This window comes from Paenibacillus sp. FSL K6-1230 (assembly GCF_038002385.1).
Classification (GTDB): domain Bacteria; phylum Bacillota; class Bacilli; order Paenibacillales; family Paenibacillaceae; genus Paenibacillus; species Paenibacillus massiliensis.
In genome coordinates, this window is record NZ_JBBOCK010000001.1 from 3,898,760 (window position 1) to 3,922,975 (window position 24,216).

24 protein-coding genes and 1 tRNA gene are annotated in these 24,216 nt (G+C 41.7%); 17 read left to right on the forward strand and 8 right to left on the reverse strand.

The window, feature by feature from the left end; all coding sequences use genetic code 11:
* The first annotated feature begins 33 nt into the window (after nucleotides 1-33).
* The 17 genes from MKX74_RS17180 (at nucleotide 34) to MKX74_RS17260 (ending at nucleotide 18,640) form a co-directional block, all read left to right on the forward strand.
* Complete coding sequence (locus MKX74_RS17180) at nucleotides 34-3,480, forward strand: phage tail spike protein (RefSeq protein WP_341179222.1); 3,447 nt, start codon at nucleotides 34-36, stop codon at nucleotides 3,478-3,480.
* An 89-nt stretch (nucleotides 3,481-3,569) separates the two neighbouring features.
* The gene (locus MKX74_RS17185; protein ID WP_341179223.1) at nucleotides 3,570-3,983 is read left to right on the forward strand and encodes a PAAR domain-containing protein; all 414 of its coding nucleotides are present in this window, start codon (nucleotides 3,570-3,572) and stop codon (nucleotides 3,981-3,983) included.
* Between the two features lie 18 nt (nucleotides 3,984-4,001).
* The gene (locus MKX74_RS17190; protein WP_341179224.1) at nucleotides 4,002-4,586 is read left to right on the forward strand and encodes a distal tail protein Dit; all 585 of its coding nucleotides are present in this window, start codon (nucleotides 4,002-4,004) and stop codon (nucleotides 4,584-4,586) included.
* 33 nt (nucleotides 4,587-4,619) lie between these two features.
* Nucleotides 4,620-5,258 (forward strand): hypothetical protein, encoded by a 639-nt coding sequence (locus tag MKX74_RS17195; RefSeq protein ID WP_341179225.1) that lies wholly within the window; start codon nucleotides 4,620-4,622, stop codon nucleotides 5,256-5,258.
* A gap of 2 nt (nucleotides 5,259-5,260) precedes the next feature.
* Nucleotides 5,261-5,899: a hypothetical protein gene (locus MKX74_RS17200; protein WP_341179226.1), complete on the forward strand. Its 639-nt coding sequence runs from the start codon at nucleotides 5,261-5,263 to the stop codon at nucleotides 5,897-5,899.
* 36 nt (nucleotides 5,900-5,935) lie between these two features.
* Nucleotides 5,936-7,090 carry a hypothetical protein gene (locus MKX74_RS17205; protein ID WP_133567267.1) on the forward strand — a complete coding sequence of 385 codons (1,155 nt, stop codon included), beginning with the start codon at nucleotides 5,936-5,938 and terminating at the stop codon, nucleotides 7,088-7,090.
* Nucleotides 7,091-7,110: 20 nt separating this feature from the next.
* On the forward strand, nucleotides 7,111-7,674 hold the full coding sequence (locus MKX74_RS17210) for a hypothetical protein (RefSeq protein ID WP_133567268.1): 564 nt from the start codon (nucleotides 7,111-7,113) through the stop codon (nucleotides 7,672-7,674).
* 72 nt (nucleotides 7,675-7,746) lie between these two features.
* Nucleotides 7,747-8,361, forward strand: a complete 615-nt coding sequence (locus tag MKX74_RS17215; RefSeq protein WP_341179227.1) for a hypothetical protein — start codon at nucleotides 7,747-7,749, stop codon at nucleotides 8,359-8,361.
* 1 nt (nucleotide 8,362) lies between these two features.
* Entirely contained in the window at nucleotides 8,363-8,935 is a 573-nt protein-coding gene (locus tag MKX74_RS17220; RefSeq protein ID WP_341179228.1) for a hypothetical protein, read from the forward strand.
* Nucleotides 8,936-9,023: 88 nt separating this feature from the next.
* Nucleotides 9,024-10,229 (forward strand): discoidin domain-containing protein, encoded by a 1,206-nt coding sequence (locus tag MKX74_RS17225; protein WP_341179229.1) that lies wholly within the window; start codon nucleotides 9,024-9,026, stop codon nucleotides 10,227-10,229.
* Nucleotides 10,230-10,297: 68 nt separating this feature from the next.
* Nucleotides 10,298-12,055: a discoidin domain-containing protein gene (locus MKX74_RS17230; protein ID WP_341179230.1), complete on the forward strand. Its 1,758-nt coding sequence runs from the start codon at nucleotides 10,298-10,300 to the stop codon at nucleotides 12,053-12,055.
* Between the two features lie 27 nt (nucleotides 12,056-12,082).
* The gene (locus MKX74_RS17235; protein ID WP_341179231.1) at nucleotides 12,083-13,264 is read left to right on the forward strand and encodes a discoidin domain-containing protein; all 1,182 of its coding nucleotides are present in this window, start codon (nucleotides 12,083-12,085) and stop codon (nucleotides 13,262-13,264) included.
* 84 nt (nucleotides 13,265-13,348) lie between these two features.
* Nucleotides 13,349-15,337 (forward strand): hypothetical protein, encoded by a 1,989-nt coding sequence (locus MKX74_RS17240; protein WP_341179232.1) that lies wholly within the window; start codon nucleotides 13,349-13,351, stop codon nucleotides 15,335-15,337.
* Nucleotides 15,338-15,367: 30 nt separating this feature from the next.
* On the forward strand, nucleotides 15,368-17,095 hold the full coding sequence (locus MKX74_RS17245; protein WP_341179233.1) for a DNRLRE domain-containing protein: 1,728 nt from the start codon (nucleotides 15,368-15,370) through the stop codon (nucleotides 17,093-17,095).
* 367 nt (nucleotides 17,096-17,462) lie between these two features.
* On the forward strand, nucleotides 17,463-17,930 hold the full coding sequence (locus MKX74_RS17250; RefSeq protein ID WP_341179234.1) for a phage holin family protein: 468 nt from the start codon (nucleotides 17,463-17,465) through the stop codon (nucleotides 17,928-17,930).
* 158 nt (nucleotides 17,931-18,088) lie between these two features.
* Nucleotides 18,089-18,161 (forward strand) — tRNA-Val (locus MKX74_RS17255).
* 287 nt (nucleotides 18,162-18,448) lie between these two features.
* Complete coding sequence (locus MKX74_RS17260) at nucleotides 18,449-18,640, forward strand: hypothetical protein (protein ID WP_341179235.1); 192 nt, start codon at nucleotides 18,449-18,451, stop codon at nucleotides 18,638-18,640.
* Here the strand turns inward: MKX74_RS17260 and MKX74_RS17265 are convergent.
* The 8 genes from MKX74_RS17265 to MKX74_RS17300 all read right to left on the reverse strand — a co-directional run bounded on the left by MKX74_RS17265 (nucleotide 18,637) and on the right by MKX74_RS17300 (nucleotide 24,206).
* Entirely contained in the window at nucleotides 18,637-19,026 is a 390-nt protein-coding gene (locus tag MKX74_RS17265) for a helix-turn-helix domain-containing protein (RefSeq protein WP_341179236.1), read from the reverse strand. The two genes, MKX74_RS17260 and MKX74_RS17265, sit on opposite strands and share 4 nt — an antisense overlap.
* Nucleotides 19,016-19,378 (reverse strand): helix-turn-helix domain-containing protein, encoded by a 363-nt coding sequence (locus tag MKX74_RS17270; protein WP_341179237.1) that lies wholly within the window; start codon nucleotides 19,376-19,378, stop codon nucleotides 19,016-19,018. Before MKX74_RS17270 ends, MKX74_RS17265 begins: the two co-directional genes overlap by 11 nt.
* On the reverse strand, nucleotides 19,368-19,505 hold the full coding sequence (locus MKX74_RS17275) for a hypothetical protein (protein WP_341179238.1): 138 nt from the start codon (nucleotides 19,503-19,505) through the stop codon (nucleotides 19,368-19,370). Before MKX74_RS17275 ends, MKX74_RS17270 begins: the two co-directional genes overlap by 11 nt.
* 238 nt (nucleotides 19,506-19,743) lie before the next feature.
* A complete protein-coding gene (locus MKX74_RS17280; protein ID WP_341179239.1) occupies nucleotides 19,744-20,703 on the reverse strand; it encodes an FRG domain-containing protein in 960 nt (319 codons plus the stop codon).
* 277 nt (nucleotides 20,704-20,980) lie between these two features.
* Entirely contained in the window at nucleotides 20,981-22,543 is a 1,563-nt protein-coding gene (locus MKX74_RS17285; RefSeq protein ID WP_341179240.1) for a prophage endopeptidase tail family protein, read from the reverse strand.
* 11 nt (nucleotides 22,544-22,554) lie between these two features.
* Nucleotides 22,555-22,770, reverse strand: a complete 216-nt coding sequence (locus MKX74_RS17290; protein ID WP_341179241.1) for a hypothetical protein — start codon at nucleotides 22,768-22,770, stop codon at nucleotides 22,555-22,557.
* A gap of 201 nt (nucleotides 22,771-22,971) precedes the next feature.
* Nucleotides 22,972-23,514, reverse strand: a complete 543-nt coding sequence (locus MKX74_RS17295; protein ID WP_341179242.1) for a hypothetical protein — start codon at nucleotides 23,512-23,514, stop codon at nucleotides 22,972-22,974.
* A complete protein-coding gene (locus MKX74_RS17300; RefSeq protein ID WP_341179243.1) occupies nucleotides 23,511-24,206 on the reverse strand; it encodes an HK97 family phage prohead protease in 696 nt (231 codons plus the stop codon). The genes MKX74_RS17295 and MKX74_RS17300 overlap by 4 nt, the downstream gene beginning before the upstream one ends.
* Nucleotides 24,207-24,216 lie beyond the last annotated feature (10 nt).

A 24,216-nucleotide genomic window follows, 5' to 3' on the forward strand; every position in this document is an offset into this window, starting at 1 on the left:
TCTCTTCAGCTGTTTTTTAGAAAGGAGACCACATTGTTAGGAGATATAGATTATTACAAAAAGCCAGTCACACCGCAGCTCTTCCTCTGCAAGCCGGATCGGACGATCATCAGCAAGCTAAGCGAGGCGTACCAAATTTCCAAAGCAACCAAGCTCGCGGGAGTGTACGAATTAACCTTCTCCCTCCCCTACTTCATCGACCAGCATCATCGACTACTGCCGAATCGGCATATTGATATTGTACGGGAGCGATATCTTATCAAGGTCGTAGAAGGCTCACAGACCGAGTGGTTCTTCATTCATACTCTAGCTGACGAGGTGCAGGAGGACGCGGATACGAAGGCGGTAAGCTGCTACTCTATCAACCAGCAGTTGGCTGATAAGATGATCAAGGAGTACTCAGAGGAATCCAAGCAAGCGGAGGAAATTCTGCAATTTTTGCTCACGGATACGCTATGGTCTGTGGATTATATCGATGCGGATTTCAAGCTGACCTACCGGGCCTTTGATTTCCCCAACTCCACTGTCCTAGAGTGCCTGGGTGAAGTTGCCGAGACCTACAATGCCATTCTGGAATTCAATTCGGAGCGGCGAACCGTCTCCCTGCGCAAGCCGGAGCTGACGGGCATCAACAAGGGGCTGACCTTCTCCTGGAGCAAGTACCTGAAGTCAATGAACCGCAGCATCCAGACGGACGAAATGGTAACCCGGCTGAAGGCCTTCGGCCAGGACGATCTCGGCATTCAGGATGTGAACCCGACGGGCCAGAACTATATCGAGAACTTTGGCTATTGGATCTACCCGTTCGAACGAGACACACACCGGCGGGTGCTGCAATCCAGCCATTATATGAGCGATTCCCTTTGCCACGCCCTGCTCGACTATGCTGCCCTACTGGAATCCAAGAAGGCGCTCTTCCAAGCCTATCTCAAGGAACGTCAAGGCTATGAGCATAAGCTTAACGAGCTATCCGTGCAGTTGGATGCACTCCTGAAGAACGAGTCTGTAATTACGGATACGATGCTGTCACAGCAATTCGATGGCAAAATGTTCTTCGAGAAATACCAGCATAGTGGCAGCTCAAGTCGCAGCTTCAACCTGAATAACGGCTTCCCTTATGCCGCCATGATCAAGGTCGAGGATGTCACGGGAATGACCGTATCCCTGAATGGAGCCAACCAGGGCATCCAGGCTGGAAAATGGGTGCTGCTCGGCAAGGTACGCAACCAGGATACTCTGCAAATCACAGTAAGCGGCGGCAGCTCCAGCGTCTATATGCAGGTATGCACCATTAGTGTCACCGAGTATGAAGAGAACAACAAGACTGCGATCATTGAACGCTATAGTCTGGATAATAAGGAAATGCAGATTACCCAGAAGAAGCTGGAAATGGGAGCCGAGGAACAAAAGATTACAGAGGTGAGTGGCCGAATTACCCAGCTGCAAAGCCAGACCTCCAAAGAAGTCAATTTCACGGAGGCTCAGCTCATCGAGCTGGGCGAGTATATCATTGAGCGCGAATACGTCAACTCCAGTATTATCGATGCAGAGGACCTGCTGAAGGAGGCCGAGGCCAAGTTCAAAGAGCTGCATACACCGCAGCTCTCCATTGAGCTGGATGTCGTGAACTTCCTCGAGATCGTGGAGGAGCAGTACAACTGGGATAAGCTGGTGCTGGGCGATTTTGTGAATATTAAGTACGAGCCGCTGGGCATCCAGGTTACAGCCCGTATTACAGAGATTAACTACGACTATGAAGGCTCCAGCATCAGCATCGTCGTCTCCAATGCCAAGGATGTCAATGACGAGACGAAGCGGCTGGAGAAATTCCTGAGCGAGGTCAAGAACACCAGCGTTACCGTAGACTCCAACAAGTTCAAATGGGGAAAGGCAGTCTATGACACTTCGGAGATGAGCCAGCTATTCGAGAATTTCTGGAATAAGGTCACGAATGAGGTCAACATGGCGTCCAACGAGTTTGTGGATATTTCCCAAAAAGGGATAACGATTACCGATCCGAACGATCCGCAACGTTTCCTTCGTGCTACCCATGGCGTGCTGGCGCTTACTCGCTCCGGTGGACTACGTTACGAGACCGCCATTTCCGCAGATGGAGTCATCGCCGAACAGGTACTGGGCAAAATCATCCTTGGTCAGCGTGTCGTCATTGGTGATCCTGATGGATTATGGATGACAGAGGGTCCTACAACCACCATTACGGATCGCTGTGGACGTGAGGTGGTCAAGTTGGGACTGACGTCCACCCAGCCTGATCGTTTTGGCGTTATTTTCAACAATTATGCGTCCACGGATTGCGACGACAAGAGCATTGTCAACCATGTCGGGATGGACAGCGCTACTGGCTTTTACATTGATCAGAGGAATGGTAGCAGCTTCGAGAAAAGGCTCTGGACTGATGTTCAGGGAACGCTTCACGCGCAGAATATTCGTGTCAAGGACAGCATTATCGCGGACGGCTCCATGACCATCGGCACTGGCTCCTCTGTCTTCAAGGTAGATGCTAACGGCCTTCGGTTAGGAAATGAGTCCATGTCCAGCGCTCCATTCCGTGTAACACCTGACGGCGTCATGTATGCAAAAGGCGGTAAATTCCAAGATGGACAGCTCATCGTCGGTAGTGGAAGCCGTGTGGTGCTCATTGATAGCAAAGGGATATCTGTAGGCGGAGAGGACATTGATACCGCACCAGCAGCCATCTATATCAATGGCAAAGCAAGATTCCGGAATCTGGAATTGACTACACCAGACGGTAAATTTCTCGCCGACACCGCTAACCGCAGATTTGACCTGCTGGGGTGGGATCTCGTTGGTGTAGGTGCCATTGATGCCTCCCTCATCTCCGCGAATATGATCACTGCGCAGGATGGAATCATTTCTACGATTCGCGCCGGTTCACTCTCCACCCTCACCAATGCTGCGGCCACAGACTGGAGCAACTATATCCGTATCCAAGCGAATGAGGCCAAGTGGATTACCGGTCAAGTGCTAGGCCAAGGTACACAGCGAGTGCTGGAGGATGGCCGAAAGCTGTATTGGAAGGACGCCTCCCAATTCGGCGAGATGACCGCCGAGGTGACCAATTGGCCCGTAATGGAATACTCCATGCAGGAGAAGATTAAAGCCAAATTCACGTTCACGGGTGTTGGCGATCAGGCTTACCCCGTTATTTTCATGGGGGAAGGCGATCTTGCCGGAAATGGTGTTGGGACTCTGGAGAAGCCTGCGGACTCCTTCAACTTTGTGTACAAAGCCCGAAATAGCGGACGGGAACGAAGCGTAAGATTAGACGATCTGGGTCTGCGCCTATTTGTGGATGGGAACGATATATCGCAGACTGCACGAAACATCACCCTCTCTGCTCAACAAGGATATGTGAAGCTTATGAATCATAACGCATCCATTACGCTGAACCCTGACGGCTCGATAGAATTCACAGGTACTAGATATGATTTTACATAAGCAAATAGGGAGCTTACATAGTTTTAGTGGTTTGCATTATTTTCAAATTCCTCAGACCTCATTTCTAATTAAGGAAGGGGGTGATTAGCATGCCTTCTATAGCAACTGTGGGATCAGAGATTCGTAAATTCACTGCCTATGACTTCATCCAATGGGTTCAAAAAAATAGAGACGGTGATGAAATTGATGATGATACAGCAAATGCTGAAATCACTGGGGAAGTTACAAACGGTTCATCCAAACTATTTATTGAGGGAAGAGCCGCTGCCCGTTTAGGAGATCATACTTCTGAAAATGCAAGGGCGTTAAACCGGCCTGAAGGCTCCAGATGGAGCATTAAGAACCCTACATATGGCAATGGCATTATTACGGAGAACGTCTCTACTAAAGTGTATGTCGAAGGGCAGCCTATAGCATTTATTGGAAGCATGGTGACATCTTTCGCCGACAGCGAAGAAATTCCGCTGGTTACAGGCAGCACAAAGTGTTTCACAGTATTTTAGAACGGTGGTGAGAAAAGTTTGATAAAAAATTCGCTCTATTTCTCCTATGCCGGCATAAGGTCAGATTTCTATAACATTATAAATGTCAACCTGGCCTCTGGCATGCAGGAGGACATCTTTGCGGCAACAAGATCGATCCGTGAGGTTACTGTGAAGGGCCGAGATCGGCCCTATTTTCAGCATACGGAGAAGGAGCCTCTTAGCATAAGCGTAGCCTTTGCCTTTGAGGACAAGTGGAATGAACAAAGGATTCGAGAGGTCGCCAGATGGTTAACAGAGCAGGCGTACTATCAGCCTCTCTTCTTTTCAGATGATCCAGAGAAAATCTATTATGCCTTATGCGTGAATGACCCTACGATCATCCATAATGGATTGAATGAAGGTTACCTGAATCTAACATTTCGCTGTGATGCTCCATACGCCTACTCTCCTCTCTACACGTCTCCAGTACATCCATGGAGATACCAACCGTTCACAGTACAGGTTCAGGATACCGCTACTGGGGAGAAGAACAAGATACTTGTGGATGCTGGCGGAATCCGCTTGAATCCAAGCAAGACGATGCTGACAGAGTTCAGAAGCAAGAAGCTCTATGAAATTTAGTAGCCAAGCTATACAAGAAAGGAGAAACGATACATGCCAACAACGACCCATAAGCTCAAGCTGAAGCGAACCATGTTCGAAACGGACGACTTCGAGGGCATGGTCAATGACATCTCAGCCAACTTCCAAAAATTGGACGATGTGTCAGATGACTATGTAGATACTTTACCTACTCAAGGCACCTATCCAGTGTCTAAGCGCTTCTATCGTACAAATCCGGTATCTGGCCAACATATCGGCTGGGTGAACACACATGCCGGAACAAGTGCACCAACATGGGGCAAGCTCAAGGCTTACTCCAATGGGGACAAGGTTGTGCCTGCCGTGTTCAATGGCCATATCTATACATGTATTCAGGCAGGTTATTCGGGAGTGACAGAGCCAATCTTCCCTGTCTCGACCGGGATTCAATTTGGAGATACACGTGGAGCAGTAACCTGGCAGGCCACAACACAATATAAGGTGGATGATATTGTGTTGCCTACCATTGATAATGGAAGATTCTATGTCTGTCTACAGGCCGGAGAATCTGGAGATGTAGAACCCACCTGGTCTTTAGTAACCGGGCAAACGACCTATGACAAGAATGCCTCCTGGGCCAGCTATCGAATGACCAAGTGGCAGGAGTCTGGCGCTGCCTCTCACTTCAGACCCTTCGGAAAGATTGATTAACTATGCCCACATTAAAATCACTAACGAACCGTAGTGGCATGTACACCTATCCACCCGTAATCCTCCCTGTGATCACCGATGGAGCGATCAGCAGAATGGATTGGACACAGTTCTCCCCGGAAGGCTCTTCCATTACGGTACAATGCCGGAGATCCGATGATGGCTTCAACTGGACAGAGTGGGCAACTTGTACAAACGGAGCCCAAATTCCTTATATTCATGAGGATACACCGCTCTACAACACCAGGTTATCGTTCCGTGTCATCCTACAGACGAGCGACTATGCAGTGCAGCCTACCTTTCAGCCAACTATCACCTTGTCGATTGAGCCCGTCATGGTTTTCCACAATAAAGGTAATCTCGCCAGTCAGCCTGAACTCTGGATTACGAAGGTTGGTAATGGAGACTTCAGCATGACGAACATCTCCAACAACGGTGAAGTTTTTCAATTCGATAGCCTTATTAACGGAGAAACTGTATACGTCAATAATGAACAACAGCACATTGAAAGCAGTCTACCGGTAACCTATCGTTATCAGAATTTTAATGACAACTACCTATCTCTACCCCCGGGAAAAAACATATTCCGAATTAGTGGAGATGCAGATATTCAATGGAGATATCAATATCGGATTATATGATTAGACCCATCCACGAATCGAAAAGGAGGTGAATGAATGCCTGAGCTTCATCATTTATTGGAAATCAATGACCCAATTACCTTCGTCACTCGTAAAGGTACGCCTGAGGACCCCCTCAAAACACGTGCCGATTCCTTGCTCGTTATGAACGGGATGATTACGTTGCTGGAGTTGCCCTCCCCCGCTCATGGCGTGACAATTGCGGGCTTAACAGAAATCAAGCAAGATGTGTATGAACAGCGTCCATTCCTGCAGGAGCATGAATTTCTGGTGCAATATCAGACAGGAGCCGTACAGGTTCATCCTTCCCACGAGGGTACTCTGAAGCTGTGTAGATATATGGGCCGGGGACTTATTATGTACCCTGCATCTCGGATCTACGCTATGGTTCAGCGCAATCCCGATATCGTGCATACTTTACAGGATATTGTAGATGAGATGCATAAGCGCCTGAATGAGACACAGCTAGCAATCGAACATCTGGAGCAGGTCATTCGCGAGTCCGAGGAAGCTACTGACACGGCCAAGCAGGCTGCCGACAATGCTAATATCGCTGCGGATGAGGCCAATTTGGCCGCAAATCGGGCGAAAGATGCCTATAAGAGCACTCGACTTGTATTCAAGGAGCCCGTCGAGGACCTGCTAAAGTTGGTTGACTCCTATCCATTCCCAGAGGTGGGTTGGACCGTTCAGACTTATGGGGACGGTAAAAGATATCGCTACGACGGAAATCGCTGGATCGAAATTGATATATTTGGCTCTAATCTTCAACCTGTCAATGCGCTCAAGGATGGGTTGATGTCGGTTGCTGAACATCTAAAATTGAAGGACATTCCGCTGGAAGTCCAAGATCGAGTAATCGTGTTCACTAAGGAATCCCATGTCTTTGAAGAGATCATTAAAATACCACATCCTTTCCCTTTCAATGGAGAGATTATAGATGTGAAGGCCTTTTGTGGTGTTGCTGGAGAGACGGATAGCGAGATTGATATCGAGAAATCAAGAGATTTACAGAATTGGACTAGCATCCTCAAGAATAAGATTCACTTTAAGCCGAAGCAACATATGGACGATCAGTCCAAAACAATAGCCACCAGACAAGTGCAAGCAGGCGATGCATTTAGAATGAGCATTACAAAAGCTGGCTTCGATTTTCAAGACCTAACCATACATATCATAATTAGAACTTAAATTATAGGAGGAATTACTCTATGTCAGGAAATCCAATCGTTAGCTGGTGGAATAGCACCCACCAGGCAACAATCGTTCAACCATATAACTTTCAAACCATCGATGCGGATACGGATTCGGCTCATCATACATTTAACATTTGGAATAACCGATATGATGCAGCCGACCCAACTACTAAAACCGATCTGTCCAAAATGGAAGACTGCGTAATCACTACAAGAGATATGGATAATGGCACGGGCGATATTCCGGGTAAAGAAGTCGAAGTTGTAAAAAATAGTTGGTTCCATGCCCAAGTGGATAGTCTTGATGAGACTGATCTTGATCTGGACACGAGCAAGATTGGCAAGATTGCTTCTAAACCGATCGGAACAACTGGAAGCACGACGAAGAATTGGGATGGGACTCTCTACCCTACTCCTCAAAAACCAGGTGTACAAGAAATTCTTGGTGTAAGCAACAATGGCAATCCCGTGGATTCCGCTGGAAACTATGCAACAGTAACCGTAAAATGCAAAGTACCGTTTGACGCAGTTAGTGGACGACAACAGTTCAAATTAAGTGTTTATTACAGATACGTTTGATTCAATCTGAGGCAGGGCTGAAGTTATCTTCGGCCCTGTTTTTTTATACTCACAATACAATGGAGGGTAACTATGATCTTCGGAAACAAACTACATGCGCACTCCCCTGTTCCACATCAAAGCAAAATCTGGGTGGCAGAATACTATGATGGTACAAACATGTTGGAATATGACGCTAAAAAAAAGAAAAATAATAACTTTTATGACATCGATAAAAGTAAAATCATCGCTTTTGGTCTGATCGGTGATGGTGATCAGCTATTTTTTAATGTTGCAAATGGAGTGTTTTCTATTAAAGGTAGCTCCTTTCAGATCGCTTATAAAACCGGTGACGCGGAGTATCCTTTGACAGGCCGAACCTTTCTATATAACGATCTGATTCAATATAAAGATGCGTCCACCACCGCAAATGTTAAATACCATGATCACAGCGGGTCCCTCCCCTCCCGTATTGAACAATACAACTTTGGCTATAAGAAGCAGATGGATTTAGTAAATGCCAACATCAGCTTTCAGTGTGTGTGCTCCCTTCCCCTGAATCAGCCAGCTTATTTCCAAATTAAAATCTCCAGCAGCAAGGATTTGGATGGAAAATTGATAATTCGCAGAGATGGAATGATCGTAGATGAGATCCATGCCCCTTTACTGGGGAATATGAGCGGAAATATCCATTGGGAGCTGAGGTAAAATGTCGACGAAGGTAATTGGATTTCCCATTGATCTGTCTAAGGGAACATTTGTGAATACAGAGTACATAGATGGAAAGCTACAGTTAAAGTCCGTTTCTAAGGATATAAACGGCAACACAGTTTATATGAAAGAAGGTTCATGGGAATCAGAGGTAATTTCAATCGGGGATAAAGTGACTAGTTTTGAAAAAATAATCAAGAACGTAGCAACTTCATTAAGTAGCACCTATAAGATTTTTACAAAGTCATCCCAGAACAACTCTACATGGACAGATTACGTTGAAGTTGAGCCGAGCAACAGTTTGATTCTAAGTCCAACGGGTCTGTACGCCCAGGTTAAAATCGTCTTACAAACTGCTCCGACCGAGACTACATTTCTGTTGGATGAATTTGTTGATGGTAAATATGACACGGAGTATGTAGATTCGTCGTCTGGAAGCTTAAGATTAAAAAGGTCAATTGCACTGAATGGTGTAAATGATGATTCGTGGACTGACGAGGGAAACATAACCATAACATCTTTCGCTAGAAGTAAATTAAGTAAGATAAATTCAATAGCTTTACAGCATTGAGGTAATGAATTGGTTTATACAGAACAAGAGCAATATAAGAATGTAGAAAGTTGATTAACGAAAGTACAAGTGAAGGAGGTCAAGACTCTTGGCATCTATAAAAGAAGTAAATGCAATTCCTAAATTGACATCAAATACATTGCCCGTGGGAGCCGCGACTAGTAGTAGCATTTACTCAATTTCTTATGATAGCTGGTATGCATTCAACCAAATAAGTGATCAGGGTTGGGCGTCAAGTGGTGTTTCCACTCCTCAATGGCTGAGCTATATGTTTGCTTCTCCAGTTACTATCGCTCAGTATAGTTTATCATCAAGAAATTCGGCAGTTTCTACCGACATTTCACAGACACCTAAAGATTGGATATTTGAAGGCTCTCATAATGGTGTTGATTGGGTTAAACTTGATGAGAGAAATGAAAATATTAATTGGGGACTAGCAGAAAAAAGAACTTTCACTTTTGTCAATACTGTCGCTTACAAACATTACAGAATATATTGTACAAGCAACAATGGATCAACATTAGCCTATGCTATCAATGAACTAGAGATGTTCGAATATAACTTCCTTGATAAATTTTTGTTCGCATCTGAAAATAAGTACCACTCAGTTAAACAAACAAATCTTAACATCAGTACTATCCCAATTATGACATCCAATACAGCCCCTAGTGGAGAGGTCAGTGCTAGTTCTCAATATAGCACAAGCAATTACTTCCCTTATCTTGCATTTAATGGTTCAGTGTCAAACAATCTTGACGCTTGGATTTCTGGTAATGGCGTTACCTCTGGATGGTTACAATATAGGTTTAGTTCTCCCAAAACCATCATTAGGTACTCGATTACTTCAAGAGCTGATGTCAATAATGGAGACCCAAAAACATGGATATTTCAAGGCAGCAATGACGGACAAACATGGATTAATTTAGATGAACGTATAGATGAACCAGTCTGGAGATCAGCAGAAGAAAGAAGCTATGATGTTAAATCACCTACTTCTTTTTTGATATATAGAATCACTGTATCTGCTATCAATCGAACGGGTTCTGGCAATTACGTTTCCATCGGTGAACTAAAATTGTATGAGGATAATTCCTCATTAACGGAGCTTATTAGTGACACTAGAAACAATTTCGAAAATTATGGAATGGATGTTGGAGCAGGCATAAAACTCAATAGAAAAATGAAATTGAAGAATTACATAGTCCAGACAAGTTCGCAGCTAGGAAAGGGTAATGTGTTTAAGCAAACAATTGATACAACAAGAACTCCAATCCAAAGTGCATCAATAACATAAGTTTAGAAAGCACTGATTCCTACCCATTATCTATAAAATAAAGATTATCTATGAAAGGAGATAATTTAATGACATCAGTAGGAGATCAATTAAACATTCCAGAGTCAGGCTGGAAAAGATATGACGATATGCACCCTACTCTAAAATATAATGGCCCTTGGAGCACTGTCTCTAATAATGCAGATGTGCATCTTGGGACAGCCCATTATATGGTATTAAGTGGCCCCAGCACAGGCTCAATAGAATTTCATTTTTATGGCTCAAAAATAAGACTTATAGATTTACATTGGACAGATAGGGTTGACAACGTAACTGTTGATATTGATGGAGTGGTATCAACCTATAACCCCAATAACTCAGCCAATAAATATCAAGTAATTGTGTTTGAAGAACTCCATTTACCTCTCAAACTTCACAGAGTAAAGTTAACAACTACAAGCACAAGTAATAATTTTTCACTTGATGCAATTGATATTGATTCGGATGGACGCATGCTACATCCAGACGAAGTTACAGATCCTATTGAATTGTCAGTTGGCAAGCGTATCCGATGTAGTTATAGAGGAATTCTGCCTCAACTAACAGGTGTATTTACAGGTCTAGGGCAAGAAAGTTTTGATTTCCTTCCCACTTCGAGTAGTGGCATTTCATTTCCCTACGGTGATTTTTATTTGATTATGACTGAGACACAGGATAAAAAGAAAATGCTTGTTTCAGACAGAAATATCCAACATTTTGTTTCTTGGGATACAATTAATAGCGCTGGAATGGTATCAGGACTTCAGCTAGAAGGTCAACAAGTGTTAGTGAGTGCTTTGCCACCCATCACAGCTAATGAAGCTCCCTATGGAAAGGCTTCAGCCAGTAGTATATATTCGACAACATATGATGCTTATCGTGCCTTTGATAAAACGGGTATTGCATGGCTTATGCAAAATCAACGGTGGAATGGTTCATGGGTTCGTTTTGATTTTGTAAACTCTAAAATAATTAAAGCTTATAGTTACACTCAAGATATTACACCTGGAACGGATTCTCCAAGAGCATGGAGAGTCGAAGGATCAAATGATGGTGGGTCTACTTGGACAGTACTGGATACTCAGACAAACCAAACAGGTTGGACTACTGGCCTAAGAAGACAGTACTCTATTCCAGAAGGCAACGCAGGAGCTTATACCTCATATCGAATGGTTTTTACAGCCAATGGCGGTGGTGCTTATATCCGTGTCAGAGAAGTTGACTTTCTTGAAGAAGTAACACAGTTAAGCGATACATTAGTAAGATTGATGAGTGGTGGTGCTTCGGCAGAAGACACTAATAACGAATGGGATAGATACATTGTCCATTCCACATTAAACAATACCATCACAGCAGGAGACGATCATATTTGGAATTGGAGCGGGGCAGCTTCTTGGACTTCTACGACAAATAATGTCGGACCAACTTATAGAACAGGTCGGGGTGGTATTAGTGGTGATGTATCGGCAATTGTACACAACCCTTCGAATTATTCAGCAGCAGCCCAGGGAACTGGGTTCAGGCCAATTCTAGTAATTCCTTATATACACAAAACAAGAACCCTTATAAAGACCGAAGGAAAACATAAAGCATATAGGGATGGACAGTGGACTACTATATCAACGGTACTTCCTTCGATAGTTACTCTTTTAAATGAAGGAATGAGTGATTTGACTGTCTTAGATAGGAAATCATCAACGTTTGCTAAGAGTATGACTAGTAAAAGTGAGCTGGGTTCAGGAAAAGTGTTCAATTCAACGTTAGACTTAAAAAAGTACATAGAGATCACAAATTTATCTATACAATAATAATTTCATGAGAAAGGAGGATGTTCTATGGGTATGATTTCAAAGAAAAATGCTATTCCTAAAATGACATCTAACACAACTCCTTCAGGTGTAGCAAATGCAAGTAGCAATCACTATACTTCGCAATCTTATTTTGCATTTGACTATAATTACGAATCACTCTCGAGTGCTTGGACAACAAACGGAATCACTACTGGCTGGATTACATATCAGTTTTCCAACCCAATAAAAATAGGTAAATATTGTATATACCCACAACAAACTGCCTTAACCCGTGCACCAAAAAATTGGACATTTGAGGGTTCAAATGATCGAGTGGTCTGGGACACATTAGACACGCAAATTAATGTAAGTACCTGGGCAAATAGCGTAAAAAAAGAGTATATTATTTTGAACCCCAAGCCCTACATTAATTATAGGCTAAATATCACTGCCAACAATGGCGATGCTCAATATCTATCTGTTGGAGAGTTGGAGATGTACGAATTTAATCATTTTAATAAAATCTTACTTTCATCTGATAACCGTCATTATGCAATTGAGCAAACGGAAGGACTTGGTACACCTGTTATACCTGTGCTAACTCAAAACAACGATGGAGTCTATATTATTAGTGCAAACCAAGTAAATGACGGAGAAGCATATCAAGCATTTGACAGAAAGAATAGCACTCGTTGGGGATCAACATCTGGTACGAAGGGGTGGTTGGCGGTTGATGTGAATGTTCCTGTTTTACTTAGTGCTTATACTATTTCTTCAAGAAACGATAGCTTTGCAACTCAAACTCCTTCAGCATGGACATTTGAAGGCTCAAATGACAATCAAAATTGGGAGATCATAGATAGCAGAACAGGGCAAAATTCTTGGTCACTAGGAGAGACAAAATCATACTATATAGCTCCCGTAAAAAGTTATCGCTATTATAGACTTAATATCACAGCAGCTTCAGGCTCTTCAACTTTATCAATAGGTGAGTTTCAGATATATAAAAGAATATCTCCCATTCTAATTTCATTTTCGGAAAATACATTAAAAGAAGAACATTTTATAAAATACGGAATAGACACTGTCTCCCCGTTTGGCTTTAACAATCATTTGAATATGATAAAAAATATAGAAACTATATCCAAACCTGATGTCTTAGGAGAAAAGTTCACACATACCATAGATATGTCGAATCGAAGAGTGATTGGAATATTGCTGTCGTAATGAAGAGATAGTTTTTAATAGATAAAAATAGTATAGCAAGAGGTGATCCCTATAAAGGCATCAACGGAAACACTGATACCCATTATGACATCCAATATTACCCCTAATGGCGTGGTTGACGCTTCATCAAGTATTAGTACCACCTGGAGGTTGTTTGATGGTAATCATGGTACTGAATGGATATCTGCTAACCAATATACTCAGTGGGTAAGCTATAAATTCACTAATAATACAGTCATTGTAGGATACTCAATAACGTCAAATGGTGCTGGATCAGGGCAAGCTCCGGCAGGCTGGATTTTTCAAGGCCTGGAGGCTAGTGGTGCATGGGTGAATCTTCACTCGGTAAGTGGAGTTACTAGAGCATCATGGCAAAATGAACCTAAAAAAAAATACAGTTTCAACAATAATAATGAGTATGGCACTTATAGAATAGTTTTGGACAAAGGTACTGTTGCTATTGCCAATAGAATATCCCTAAGTGAGATTGAAATGTTTGGCTTAGTGCCTGACTATAAATCACTTATTTTTCAAAATGGCATGTTTTTTTATTATAGAGATGCCAAATGGAATAGCCTTGCACCCAGTGCTACAGAACAAGATTATCTTTCCTATGGTATGGATGACATTTCTATAGTTCCTGAAGAGGCTTGGCAAGAATTTATGGGCGAGGTGGAAATATGTTATTTTACAGATGATACTAATGTTTTCACAGTATCTTTTAATGTCACAACTGAACCCTTCACGCTCGGCGATGAATGGGCCAATAAAGAAATCCAAATCATAGAGTACACAGACGATCCCAATCAAACAGAATCTTCAATCACTCTGGAGACGGAACCTTTCACCTTGTATGACGAGTTGGGAGATAATGTAGATGTGTTGTACTATACAGACGATCCCTCAGTTACAGATCCCAAGTTAAATATTACGGCCAACTACTCCCCACTCGATGAGCTTGAGGGAGATTTTGACGTAGTGACATGGAGTGACTCAGATACAGTTCCGAATATCGAATCATCTTTTATTCCCTCACCACAGGTTGTAGTACACACAGAACCATATACTGTTTATGGCGATCTGCTTGCTGTAGTCAGCAAACTTACATCTGAGAATGGCAAGTTAAGATTTGCGGTATCTTTCAATGGTCGGGAATGGAAAAGTTGGCGATATGGTGAATGGAGAACTATTGATATTCATGATCTGCCTGCCTTTAAGCAAGATGGGATGAGTCATTATGACCTGAATCGAATGAAGTCATCAGAATTAGCGAAATATGATTCTATTCAATTGGCTTATTATATTGAGGACAATATACATAACTCAGACCAAGGAACATCTCTAGATGCCATGCAGTTAAAAGTTGATGCCGCAACAGACACTGCTAGACTAGAAGGCTTAGTATTCAACGTAGTCAATACCAAGGCAACCATTCAGTTATCGCTTTCTGGTAATAAGCTGTCAGGTAAACTCGAAGACAGTGATATGGGCAAAATCCAATATCGTATCCTGCTTAATGGTGTCCCTTACTTCCCATCTGACGGACAATTCACGCCTCTTGCCCCTTCCCCATTACACATTGATTTTAATGTATCCGAACGTGATATCAAATTCAATCAATTGAATACGTTAAAAGTGGAGTACCGTGATTATTGGGGTGATACCGATGACCGGGAGATTTCCTTCACCGGTGCCTACTCTGGTCTGATGTTTATGGACGAATCAGGAGAATATTTATCCGACACCTTCGGTGGTATTCTTAAATATCTTGATTTCGATGTCATCTTTGCTGGTCAGACTACGATCGATCAGAAAGTCTTGATCAAAAATCAGCTTGGATATCCCGTAGATGAGTTGTTACTTAAAGTAAATGAGTCGAAACTTCCTGAAGGTGTGCAAATTGAACTGTCACGGCAACAGTCTCCTTTTCTACCAACGAACTATATTACATATGGATATACTGACATGGATCAGACACAGGAATTTTACGTTCGCATTGTAACGGATCTGAATGCAAAAACGATCCCTGATGGGATCTTTGAGTTAAAGCTTAACGCCAAACGAACAACATAATCTCAATACAATGAGGTAGGAAGTGAGCCCTTGAATGATCAATATTATGATCTTATAAGTGAAATATTTATAAAATCCCCTTCCAATCGCATGGAGGGGAGATTTATTTTATACCGCCAAGAAGATGACTTAATTAATGCAGAGTTGCTAGTTGCTTATGCGGACCATTCCGATATCCTCTGTATTTTAGATGCAAGAATTCAACGCGAACACCTTATTAATGGGTATTTGAACGTTGTATATGGCAAGACAGCCGAAATAGCGTGTTCAATCGAAGCGCGAAGTTTACATTCAATAGATGGGACAGTAGAAGTACTTCCGCATAATCGAATGCTAGGCAAATTTGAGCTATTACCAGCACCAAGAGTAACCAAGGACTTGCTTCCTATAGCAGACGCAACGGTTCGTAGCAGAGCAGATTTACAGGCCATGAACTATGGAGAGACGCAGTCCCTAATGGTGGGATCTTCCTCAGTCGAAGAGTTCGAATCCTTCGTTCATTTTGGAGAACTTCAAGCAGTCGTCCCAGATCTCAATCAACTTGAGAAAGCCACGCTTAAGTTGTATTATAGCGGGTCTTTTGTTGAAGGAACATCCATTACCTTGTATCAGCCTGCTTCAATCTGGCGCGAGTATGGTATTACCTATCTGAACAAGCCGAGTGGCACTGAAATGATCATTGATCAGTATATTGTCAATCGAGAGCAGCATTGCATTGAACTGGATCTGCTTGATTTAGTAAAATCATGGCAGTTTGAAACTAGAGATAACTATGGTTTTATTATTAAATCAAGCAGCAACTATCCAACCTACTTTAGGTCCAGAGAGTCTGATAAGTCCCCTACTCTTCAGTTGCGTTACATAACTACCCAAAATTATAGTTTTGGTCGTGGTATCGTAGAGTCTGAATTATTTGTATATGGAGCAGGAAGAGCTGACAGAACTGCATATCTAAATGTACCGAGCTATAGAGGACTAGACTCATTAGAATCTACGCTCTATGTCCATAAATATGAAGACTTCATGCAAGACGATCGGGAAGCAATACTTAACGTAAGTAAGCCCGAGTTACATGGAGAACTGAAGGTAACCTATTATACTGAGAATGATGTTGATTCGTTTATTGGCATAGCCCGTAAATTCAAAGCGGACCAGGACGCAACCGTTACAGTGTCTAATCCGGACCTCAGTGCGTATATGACGGTATCATCTTACAAAAATGTACACAACGAGATCACAGGGAACATCCGAATCACAAGTCCAGGAAAAGCTAGCATAGACAGTACGCTAGTCGTAAACACACCTGACTTAAATGGATATATAACGGTGTCGCCTTACCGCAGAGAACACAATGCCCTCGAATCAGAAATCACCTATATCGCTCCTGAGCATGATGATTTCATCTGTGAACTTGTAGTTAACCAGCCCGATTTGAGCGCATATCTAACTGTCAGAGCCGTTGATGAGAGCCGGATTGAGGCTTTCGTAGATGTCCCTTATCAGAGCCATATGGAGTCGGTATTTAACATCAGGCATCACAAGCAGATTAGTTCTTTAATTGATGTACGACAAAAGACGAGTATTGAGGGCACCATCTCAGTAAGCAATCCTGATCTATCAGCTTTCTTATACCCTCGAGTAATGGGATTCAGCGGGATCGAAATGACTGCAGATATTCGGCAGAAATATGTAAGTAATTTGGATTGTGTCCTTATGATAAAAGGTAGAGCCTCCGGTACACATTGGTACATATTGTAATAACATTAAATGATGAGGCCACTGCTGTTATCTGCTTCAACATAAGAGTAGGTCAGCCAAAGCAATAAAATGTCCCCTTGTAAAGGACAACTAAAAAAAGGTTAGTCGATTTCAAGCTGCTGTCTGTGTCGTGCAGGCGGCAGCTTGTTTAAATTCCATTGCCCCTGATCAAAATTCGATCATGGACGGAACGTGAAATCCGGGCGATTTTGCAAAGAACATGTAACTTGCGCTGGAAAGGATATGTATTCATCATCTGTTGAATAAATTCGAATTTTCGCCCCGTGCTTCGTTATTTGAGCTCTCATCATTCTGGTTGTACCCTAATGGCTTTGGCACTGACATTTGAACGAGAAGAGGAATTCACATGTATGATAAACTATTAAATCTAACCGTTGGTATTGTGGGAGCTATTGTCAGCTATGCCTTTGGTGGATGGTCCGAGGCACTAGCTCTGCTAGTTATTCTGACTGTGCTGGACTGGTTTACTGGGCTGGCTGCAGCCGTCTATGAAGGTTACAATTATCCAGAACAAGCCCATACTGGCCTCAGTTCACGTAAGGGCTTTTTTGGTATTTTGAAGAAAGTGCTCATGTTCACAGTAATTGCAGTACTGTACCGAGTGGACAGCTTACTTGGACTGAGTGGTAGCCTAAGTCTGGCTGCAGGAGCAACATATTTTTACCTTATGAATGAATTCATCAGCTTACTTGAAAATTATGGACGCCTGAACCTTCCGCTACTGAGCAGGTTAGACGAGCTGTGTCTATTCTCAAGGAGAGGAGCAGATTATACTCCAAGCATGAATGAACTCTTTTCAGAATTACTACCATAGAAAAACAAGAGCTCCACCTGAAGTGGTAGAGCTCTCTGTGTTATTAAATGCAACCCCTGTATCAGCGTGAACAAATCAGTTGCGATTGCCTGAGTGATCCATTTGTAGTTGACAACGTTGATAAACTCCGCTATTATATTACTTACCGTTATATATCTGATCTGTTAGCTCAGCTGGGAGAGCACTATCTTGACAGGGTAGGGGTCAGTGGTTCGAGCCCACTACAGATCATTGCCGGGAACCCTTACGTAGTAAGGGTTTTTTCTTTTTTACTATTGAATACAATTCGTTTGATCAGTTGACTGACGCAAAAATGACGCAAAAATTCATCTAAATCATTGTCAAGTCTTATCAAATAACGTAACGCTCCCTTTCGCAATTTAAAAAAAAAACTAAAAAAGAGCACTCCCAAATGTGCCCTTAAGTGTCTCCGGCATGCAGCCATGTACCCACAATTTCACTGAGAAGGGCGTACACTCTCATAAATTTTAGGGTAAAAATAAAATGGAGGTTTGGAATTGAAAAATGGGAAAGATGCCCTAAGTGGCGGCAATGTTGTAAAGTCATACAAAACCGGTGATACAACAATTGATATATGTGACGATCATATCGTTAAAACAAAGCACGAGGTAGATGAAATCATAAAAGAGATGCATCGGATAGCATGGAAACTCCTCACTGAGAATTACAAAGAAATGAAGAAGCATTAATTTCTTGAATTAGTAGTAAACCAATTAAGTATTTCGTGTTTATTTAATCGGATCTGTTGTCCTATGCGCACATGTGGCATTCCTTCTCCAATATAAGTTCTTATTGTTTTATCACTTACTTGAAATAATTCTGCAGCCTCTTTTACGTTTAGGTATCTGTCCTTTAATTGAAGATTATTAAGTGAATTGAATGTGGTATTTTTTAAAAGAGATTCTAACTCTTCTTTAACAATAATTCGAATAACATCAAAGAAATCTTGAGGTATATCTATTTCTATTTTGGACACCTTACCAAGCTCCTTCAGTTTTTTTTGAGTTTCATATTCTTTGTCAAATGATTCGAGTATCTTGGCTAATGAAATGCCACTGTTTATTTTATGAGCCATTTTTATTTTCTAATTTGCGCTTCTCAATCCACTCTAAAAAATCCGTCTTCTGTGCCCTTCTAGAATTTCCAATTGCAAAATTAGGGATCCCACCGTGATCCTCTTTAATTCTAAACAATTCATAAATCCGGGATCTTGAAATACCTAAACACTTCGCAATATCAGTAGCACTGAGAATATCCGGTAGAGCTCTTAAAGATATTCTTTCATTAGCGATAACTCTTTTCTCTTCTTGTAAATCGTACTCACTATCATTTAGTATTCTCTCTCTATAGCGTGTTTCTACTTGCTCATCAATATAACGCTCAATATCTTTGATAACATTTTTAAATAAATCTTGTTTATTCTTCATTCTCAAGCTCCTCTGATGCTGCTTGTACACTAACATACTTGCCCTCACGGATCGCCCTTAAAATCGCTTTGGCGCACAACTCATGAATGAAGTCCTGAACTTCTTTTGGAAACTGATTAATATGCATTAGAAAAATACAACTCCTTCGAAAAATATCCAATCATGATATGAATGTAACGCTCTATAACTCATAATTAAACCTCTTATTAATAAATAATCTATCGCCCCTGACTAGCAGAATGTTTCCGACGTTTTCTGATTCCACCACAGAGTATACGCATGTGATAAGATAGTCACAAAAGAAATTAAATCAGACTTAATTTCATCCTTATGAGCTATTTTAACTTGTACATCTTGTCCTCTGTCTATTTTGAAAAGTATGGACCTAACAATGAATATTCCTTTATAGATTTGGTGATTCCATCAAAACCTGGGAAGAGAGATGCAGCCGAGTAATTAATGGTTTTGAGAGCAGAAACTAACATTGGAGCCTGGGTTGTTGGTAATAATAGTTTAAACATCATTGGGTATGAATTCCCTTGGTATTCTTCATTATTGGATAAGATTTTAATAAGCAATTCATCTAAGGGGGTCCTATCTATTTGATTCAATAATTGGATTTCCCCACCAGGTTTGCTTACACTTGTATCTTCCCATAAAGTCAATATCCCTTTCTGTGCCTTTAAATTTTCATTACCGCTATAGGGAGGATTTATAATGCTTAGAGGGATTTGCTTAACAGGTCGATTTAAACTAGTTAACTGAGCTACATCTAAAACCCACATTACAAGATGGTCACCTTCAATTAAATCATTTTTCAATGCATTTATAGCGCCAAAATATAATGAGACAAATGGGTCTAAGCTCCAGTCAAGAAGTCTTGTCGGCAATCCGTAATGCTGCGCCAATGCCGCCAACTCATGAAATGATTTCGGAAGCCAAATATTCAATAGGTGAACATTGGTACCAAATGGTAGGCTCATATTATAACGTATTTCATCATTATGTGGGATCCTAAGTCCATTTCTGTCACTGATTACAAAGAAATCAAACAACACCTGATACTCAGCAAATCTTTGTGCATACTCAGTATTTTTCGCAAACGTTTCTTTATCAATATTAGGTTTTAATAAATCCCATAAATATTGGTTGTTTTCTTCTCGTAATGCAGTTGGAAGTAATTTGTATTTTGTTGTTGACTCTCCCCGGAATATATAATTGTCAAACAATAGAAAACTATACTTACCAAACGGAGACAATTCATTAAACAATTCTTCCGCTGATTCAAAAACAATAGTTTTTATGACTTCCTTATGACTATCCATGCTTAAAATCACTCATTTCTAATTTTAATCACTCAAGTTTCAATAAGACTTAAAGTGTTTTTTGTCTTGAATAGAGTGTAATTAGATGCCGCTATTTTGTAAATAACTCAGAATGTATAATATTAGCATTTTTTTGCTTTTTTTCTTTGCGTAAAACTAATTTCGACTATCTGGAAAATGAAAGACCCTACTGATATCAATCAGTAAGGTCTAATTGAAATATATTGATTCGGCTTCTATGCAAAACCTGACGGCCATTTTTTTATTTCATTTTGGCTTATTGTGAGGCACTAGTGCCGCCACCAGTAGGAATATTAACCGTAGCGACTGTTCTGGCTTCGCTGTACAGCTTGAGATTTCTCGTAGCATCGTCGAAATTAGCGTTCACGACAAGATCTTCTACAAGTCTACCGTGAATATATGATAACTCTCTCCTAAGGCTAGCTATCTCTTCAGCTAAGCCATCAATTGAAGAAATATTCAACCCACTAACAGTTGCATCAGTAAAGTCAACTGGCCCCTGCATATAGGTCATATCGTCAACGGATCTTATATAAACTCCAGCTATATTACCTATCATTAAACCATCTGGATTGCCATATATAGAGCCGCATGGGCTGCCATTATCCATGAACAACAATCCGCCACCATTTGATTCCTGACCAAGGGTTAGCGCCTTGCCTCCGCTTGAAGTATAAGCAGTAAGCTCATCAGAATTAATTTCAAGCCTATGTCCTTCCTCGGCAGTCCGGAACAAAGCGCCCGTTATAACTCCGCCGATGATCTCAGCTCCCGTAATCTTTCCGCCCTCGATTTCAGATGCTATGAGTCTTCCGGTAAAACGGTACTCCCCGGCAATAGGATCAAAATAGAGAGAATCAATGTAGCTGCCTGATCCGTCACCACGCTGCATGCGGAATTGATCAGCATTCAGAATCGTTTTGGCCTTTTTGTCATAGCGTTCAATAACGACGCCCTCGTCAGGTCCGATTTTCACACCGTACATCCAGCGGTCTTTGCCTACTGTAGTGGTCTGTATACGGTAAATCGTGTCCTGGATGCCTTGTATGTGATTGGCTATGGTGACTTTGCTGTTGATACGACGTTGAGGAGAATACGAGTACTGGATAATTCGTTGCTGCTCATTGATTCCTAATTCCTCATCGACGATATTTACTAAATCCCCAAGCTCAAACGACTCCAAACCCTCGAATTCAGGCGAAGAGTTCAGTTCTACAATATCCACCTCGTAGGCTGTCAGAACTTCGCCAGATTGCGCGTTTACGTCCTTTACAATACCAAGCAGGTTTTTCCCGAATCTGAACTGTCTGCCGCGATCCTGACCCCGTTGCTGCAGCAGAGACACCGTGTACTTATCGAACTGTAATTCCCCGCCTGTCAATGTGGCTATCTCCAGTAACACAGCTCTGGCGGTTGCACCCTCTTTGAGGTCCATTGTGATCCATCCACCGAACTCCACCGTGCCGACTGTAAACCCTGTACCCTCTAGGGCCATATTAAGTAAATCCGCAGGTGATCCCGTGTGCATGAATCCAAGATCGAATTTAGTGAAGAGCAGATCATAACTGACTTGTTCACACTCAACCTCAATATACACTCCATCATTTTTCGAACGGGTACGTTTGTGATGTACGATATTGAACCATTGGCCCTCTACCTCAGCCAAGTTATTAATAGAGATGTACTGACTCTTTTCATCGTCCATGTAGACGCTGAAATTGAGCGTGTAAGCCCCGTTGATTTGTTCAGTTATCTCGTCATTGAAATAGTCCTCCAAGATCGCCACAGGCTGCTTTGATACGTTTAAAATAGTTATCATTGTCTTCACCATCAGCCCTTACATTCAATGTATTTTAGAATCACATCTTTGAAATTGTTCATGCAGCAGAATACCTCACTTGCCAGTTTTTCGCAGTCCTCTTGCAGAGCTGTCTTTCCAGTACAAAGTTCCGAACGTAATTTCATATGTGTTAAGTTTGAAGCGGTTCTTGTTCTGAACTTCTCAAGTACTTGATTCATTTCGTTTTCAAGTGCAATCTTATCCATACCTTCAACTCTCCTTAGTTTTAATGATTACTTAACCTGAATGTAAATATTGATTAAAGTTACCCCCCCTTCATGAAAAGATCCCCGCGGTGTGCACGAAGGGGCCACGCCGGTCCCCCGCGCCCTATGTTTAACTTTGATGGTAGGGGGGCTATATCCTACTTCATCACAATAAGCCGCTATACCATCATCAGATATCCTTCATTTGTATACTTGAGAACGTTCGATAAAAAGTTTATTTATGAAGTCATAGACATTTATCCCTGGTTTAGAGAACTCCTTTAATCCAATACTATCTCTGCTTACATCATTTAGTTGAATCACTAATGAACCGACATAAGCTTGGATGCCTTTATTTTTGTTGTTCAGTTCATTAAGAGCAGCTAGTCCTTTCATCATTTCTAAACGCTGTTTTACCAGCGACTTATACAATGATCTCGCTTTTATCTCAATGCCATTAAGCTGATCCAGTTGCTCCTCAACCTCTTGAATTATCATTGATTGAATCACAGGATTGTTATGATTAGATAAAACATCTATTAAGTCCTTGTTCTGCTGCATTCTCTCTGCCACTTCCTTTATCTGGTCATTCACTTTATTGATCTCGTCGCCAGATGTAGCCTCAAAATACTGATACTCTAGCTCATCCATGATCTTTTTATCTTGATCTAGCTTTTCACGTAATTCACATACTCTGTTCGTCACTCGCTGCAGTACACTTTGTATTTTCTCAACTAGTTTCATTTTATTAGCCCCTTCATGATCTCAATTAATTGATTTGTACTTTCTAAGCATTGCTTTAGACTTTCCTTGTACGGCAACCCGTCCGTATTGCAAATTCTTTCTTTAGGCAGTGGCTGCCCATCCCAATCAATTCCTTTCAACCTTTTGTCATTCGGGTCTGTCGTACAAAATGTTTCCTCATTCGCAGGGCCGTTGGTTAGACAAATTTCGTATATAATAATCTTCTTGTATTCTTTTACGATGAAATCGCTATCCATACCAATTGCCTTGAGAAATGGTGCCTTGCTATCCTCAATTTCAATATTCCTAATCCGCTTAGGGACGATAAACGACAATGAACAATGCCTTAAAGCCGAACGCTTCACCTTCTTGTATACCGATAACCCAAGAGGAGTGTTAGGGATTAATCTGAAATAAACACCATTATCTGTAACCTTTATAGTGAGATTCTGGTTCGTTGTACCAAAATGCTTTTCATAGTCATGCTGAAGAGTGATTCCGACCATCTCATCAAAAAAGACTGATTCCTCATTTGTCTTTTCCACAATGAACGGTTCACTCTCCTTATTTGGAGAGTCAACATAACAAGAATTGAACGGCATAGCCATACCATATATTGCTTTTATCATTCCACACACTCTTTTCTGGTTTGATTTCTTACGGCCTTTTTTTATAATAAAGTCTAAATCCAAAACTGCTTTT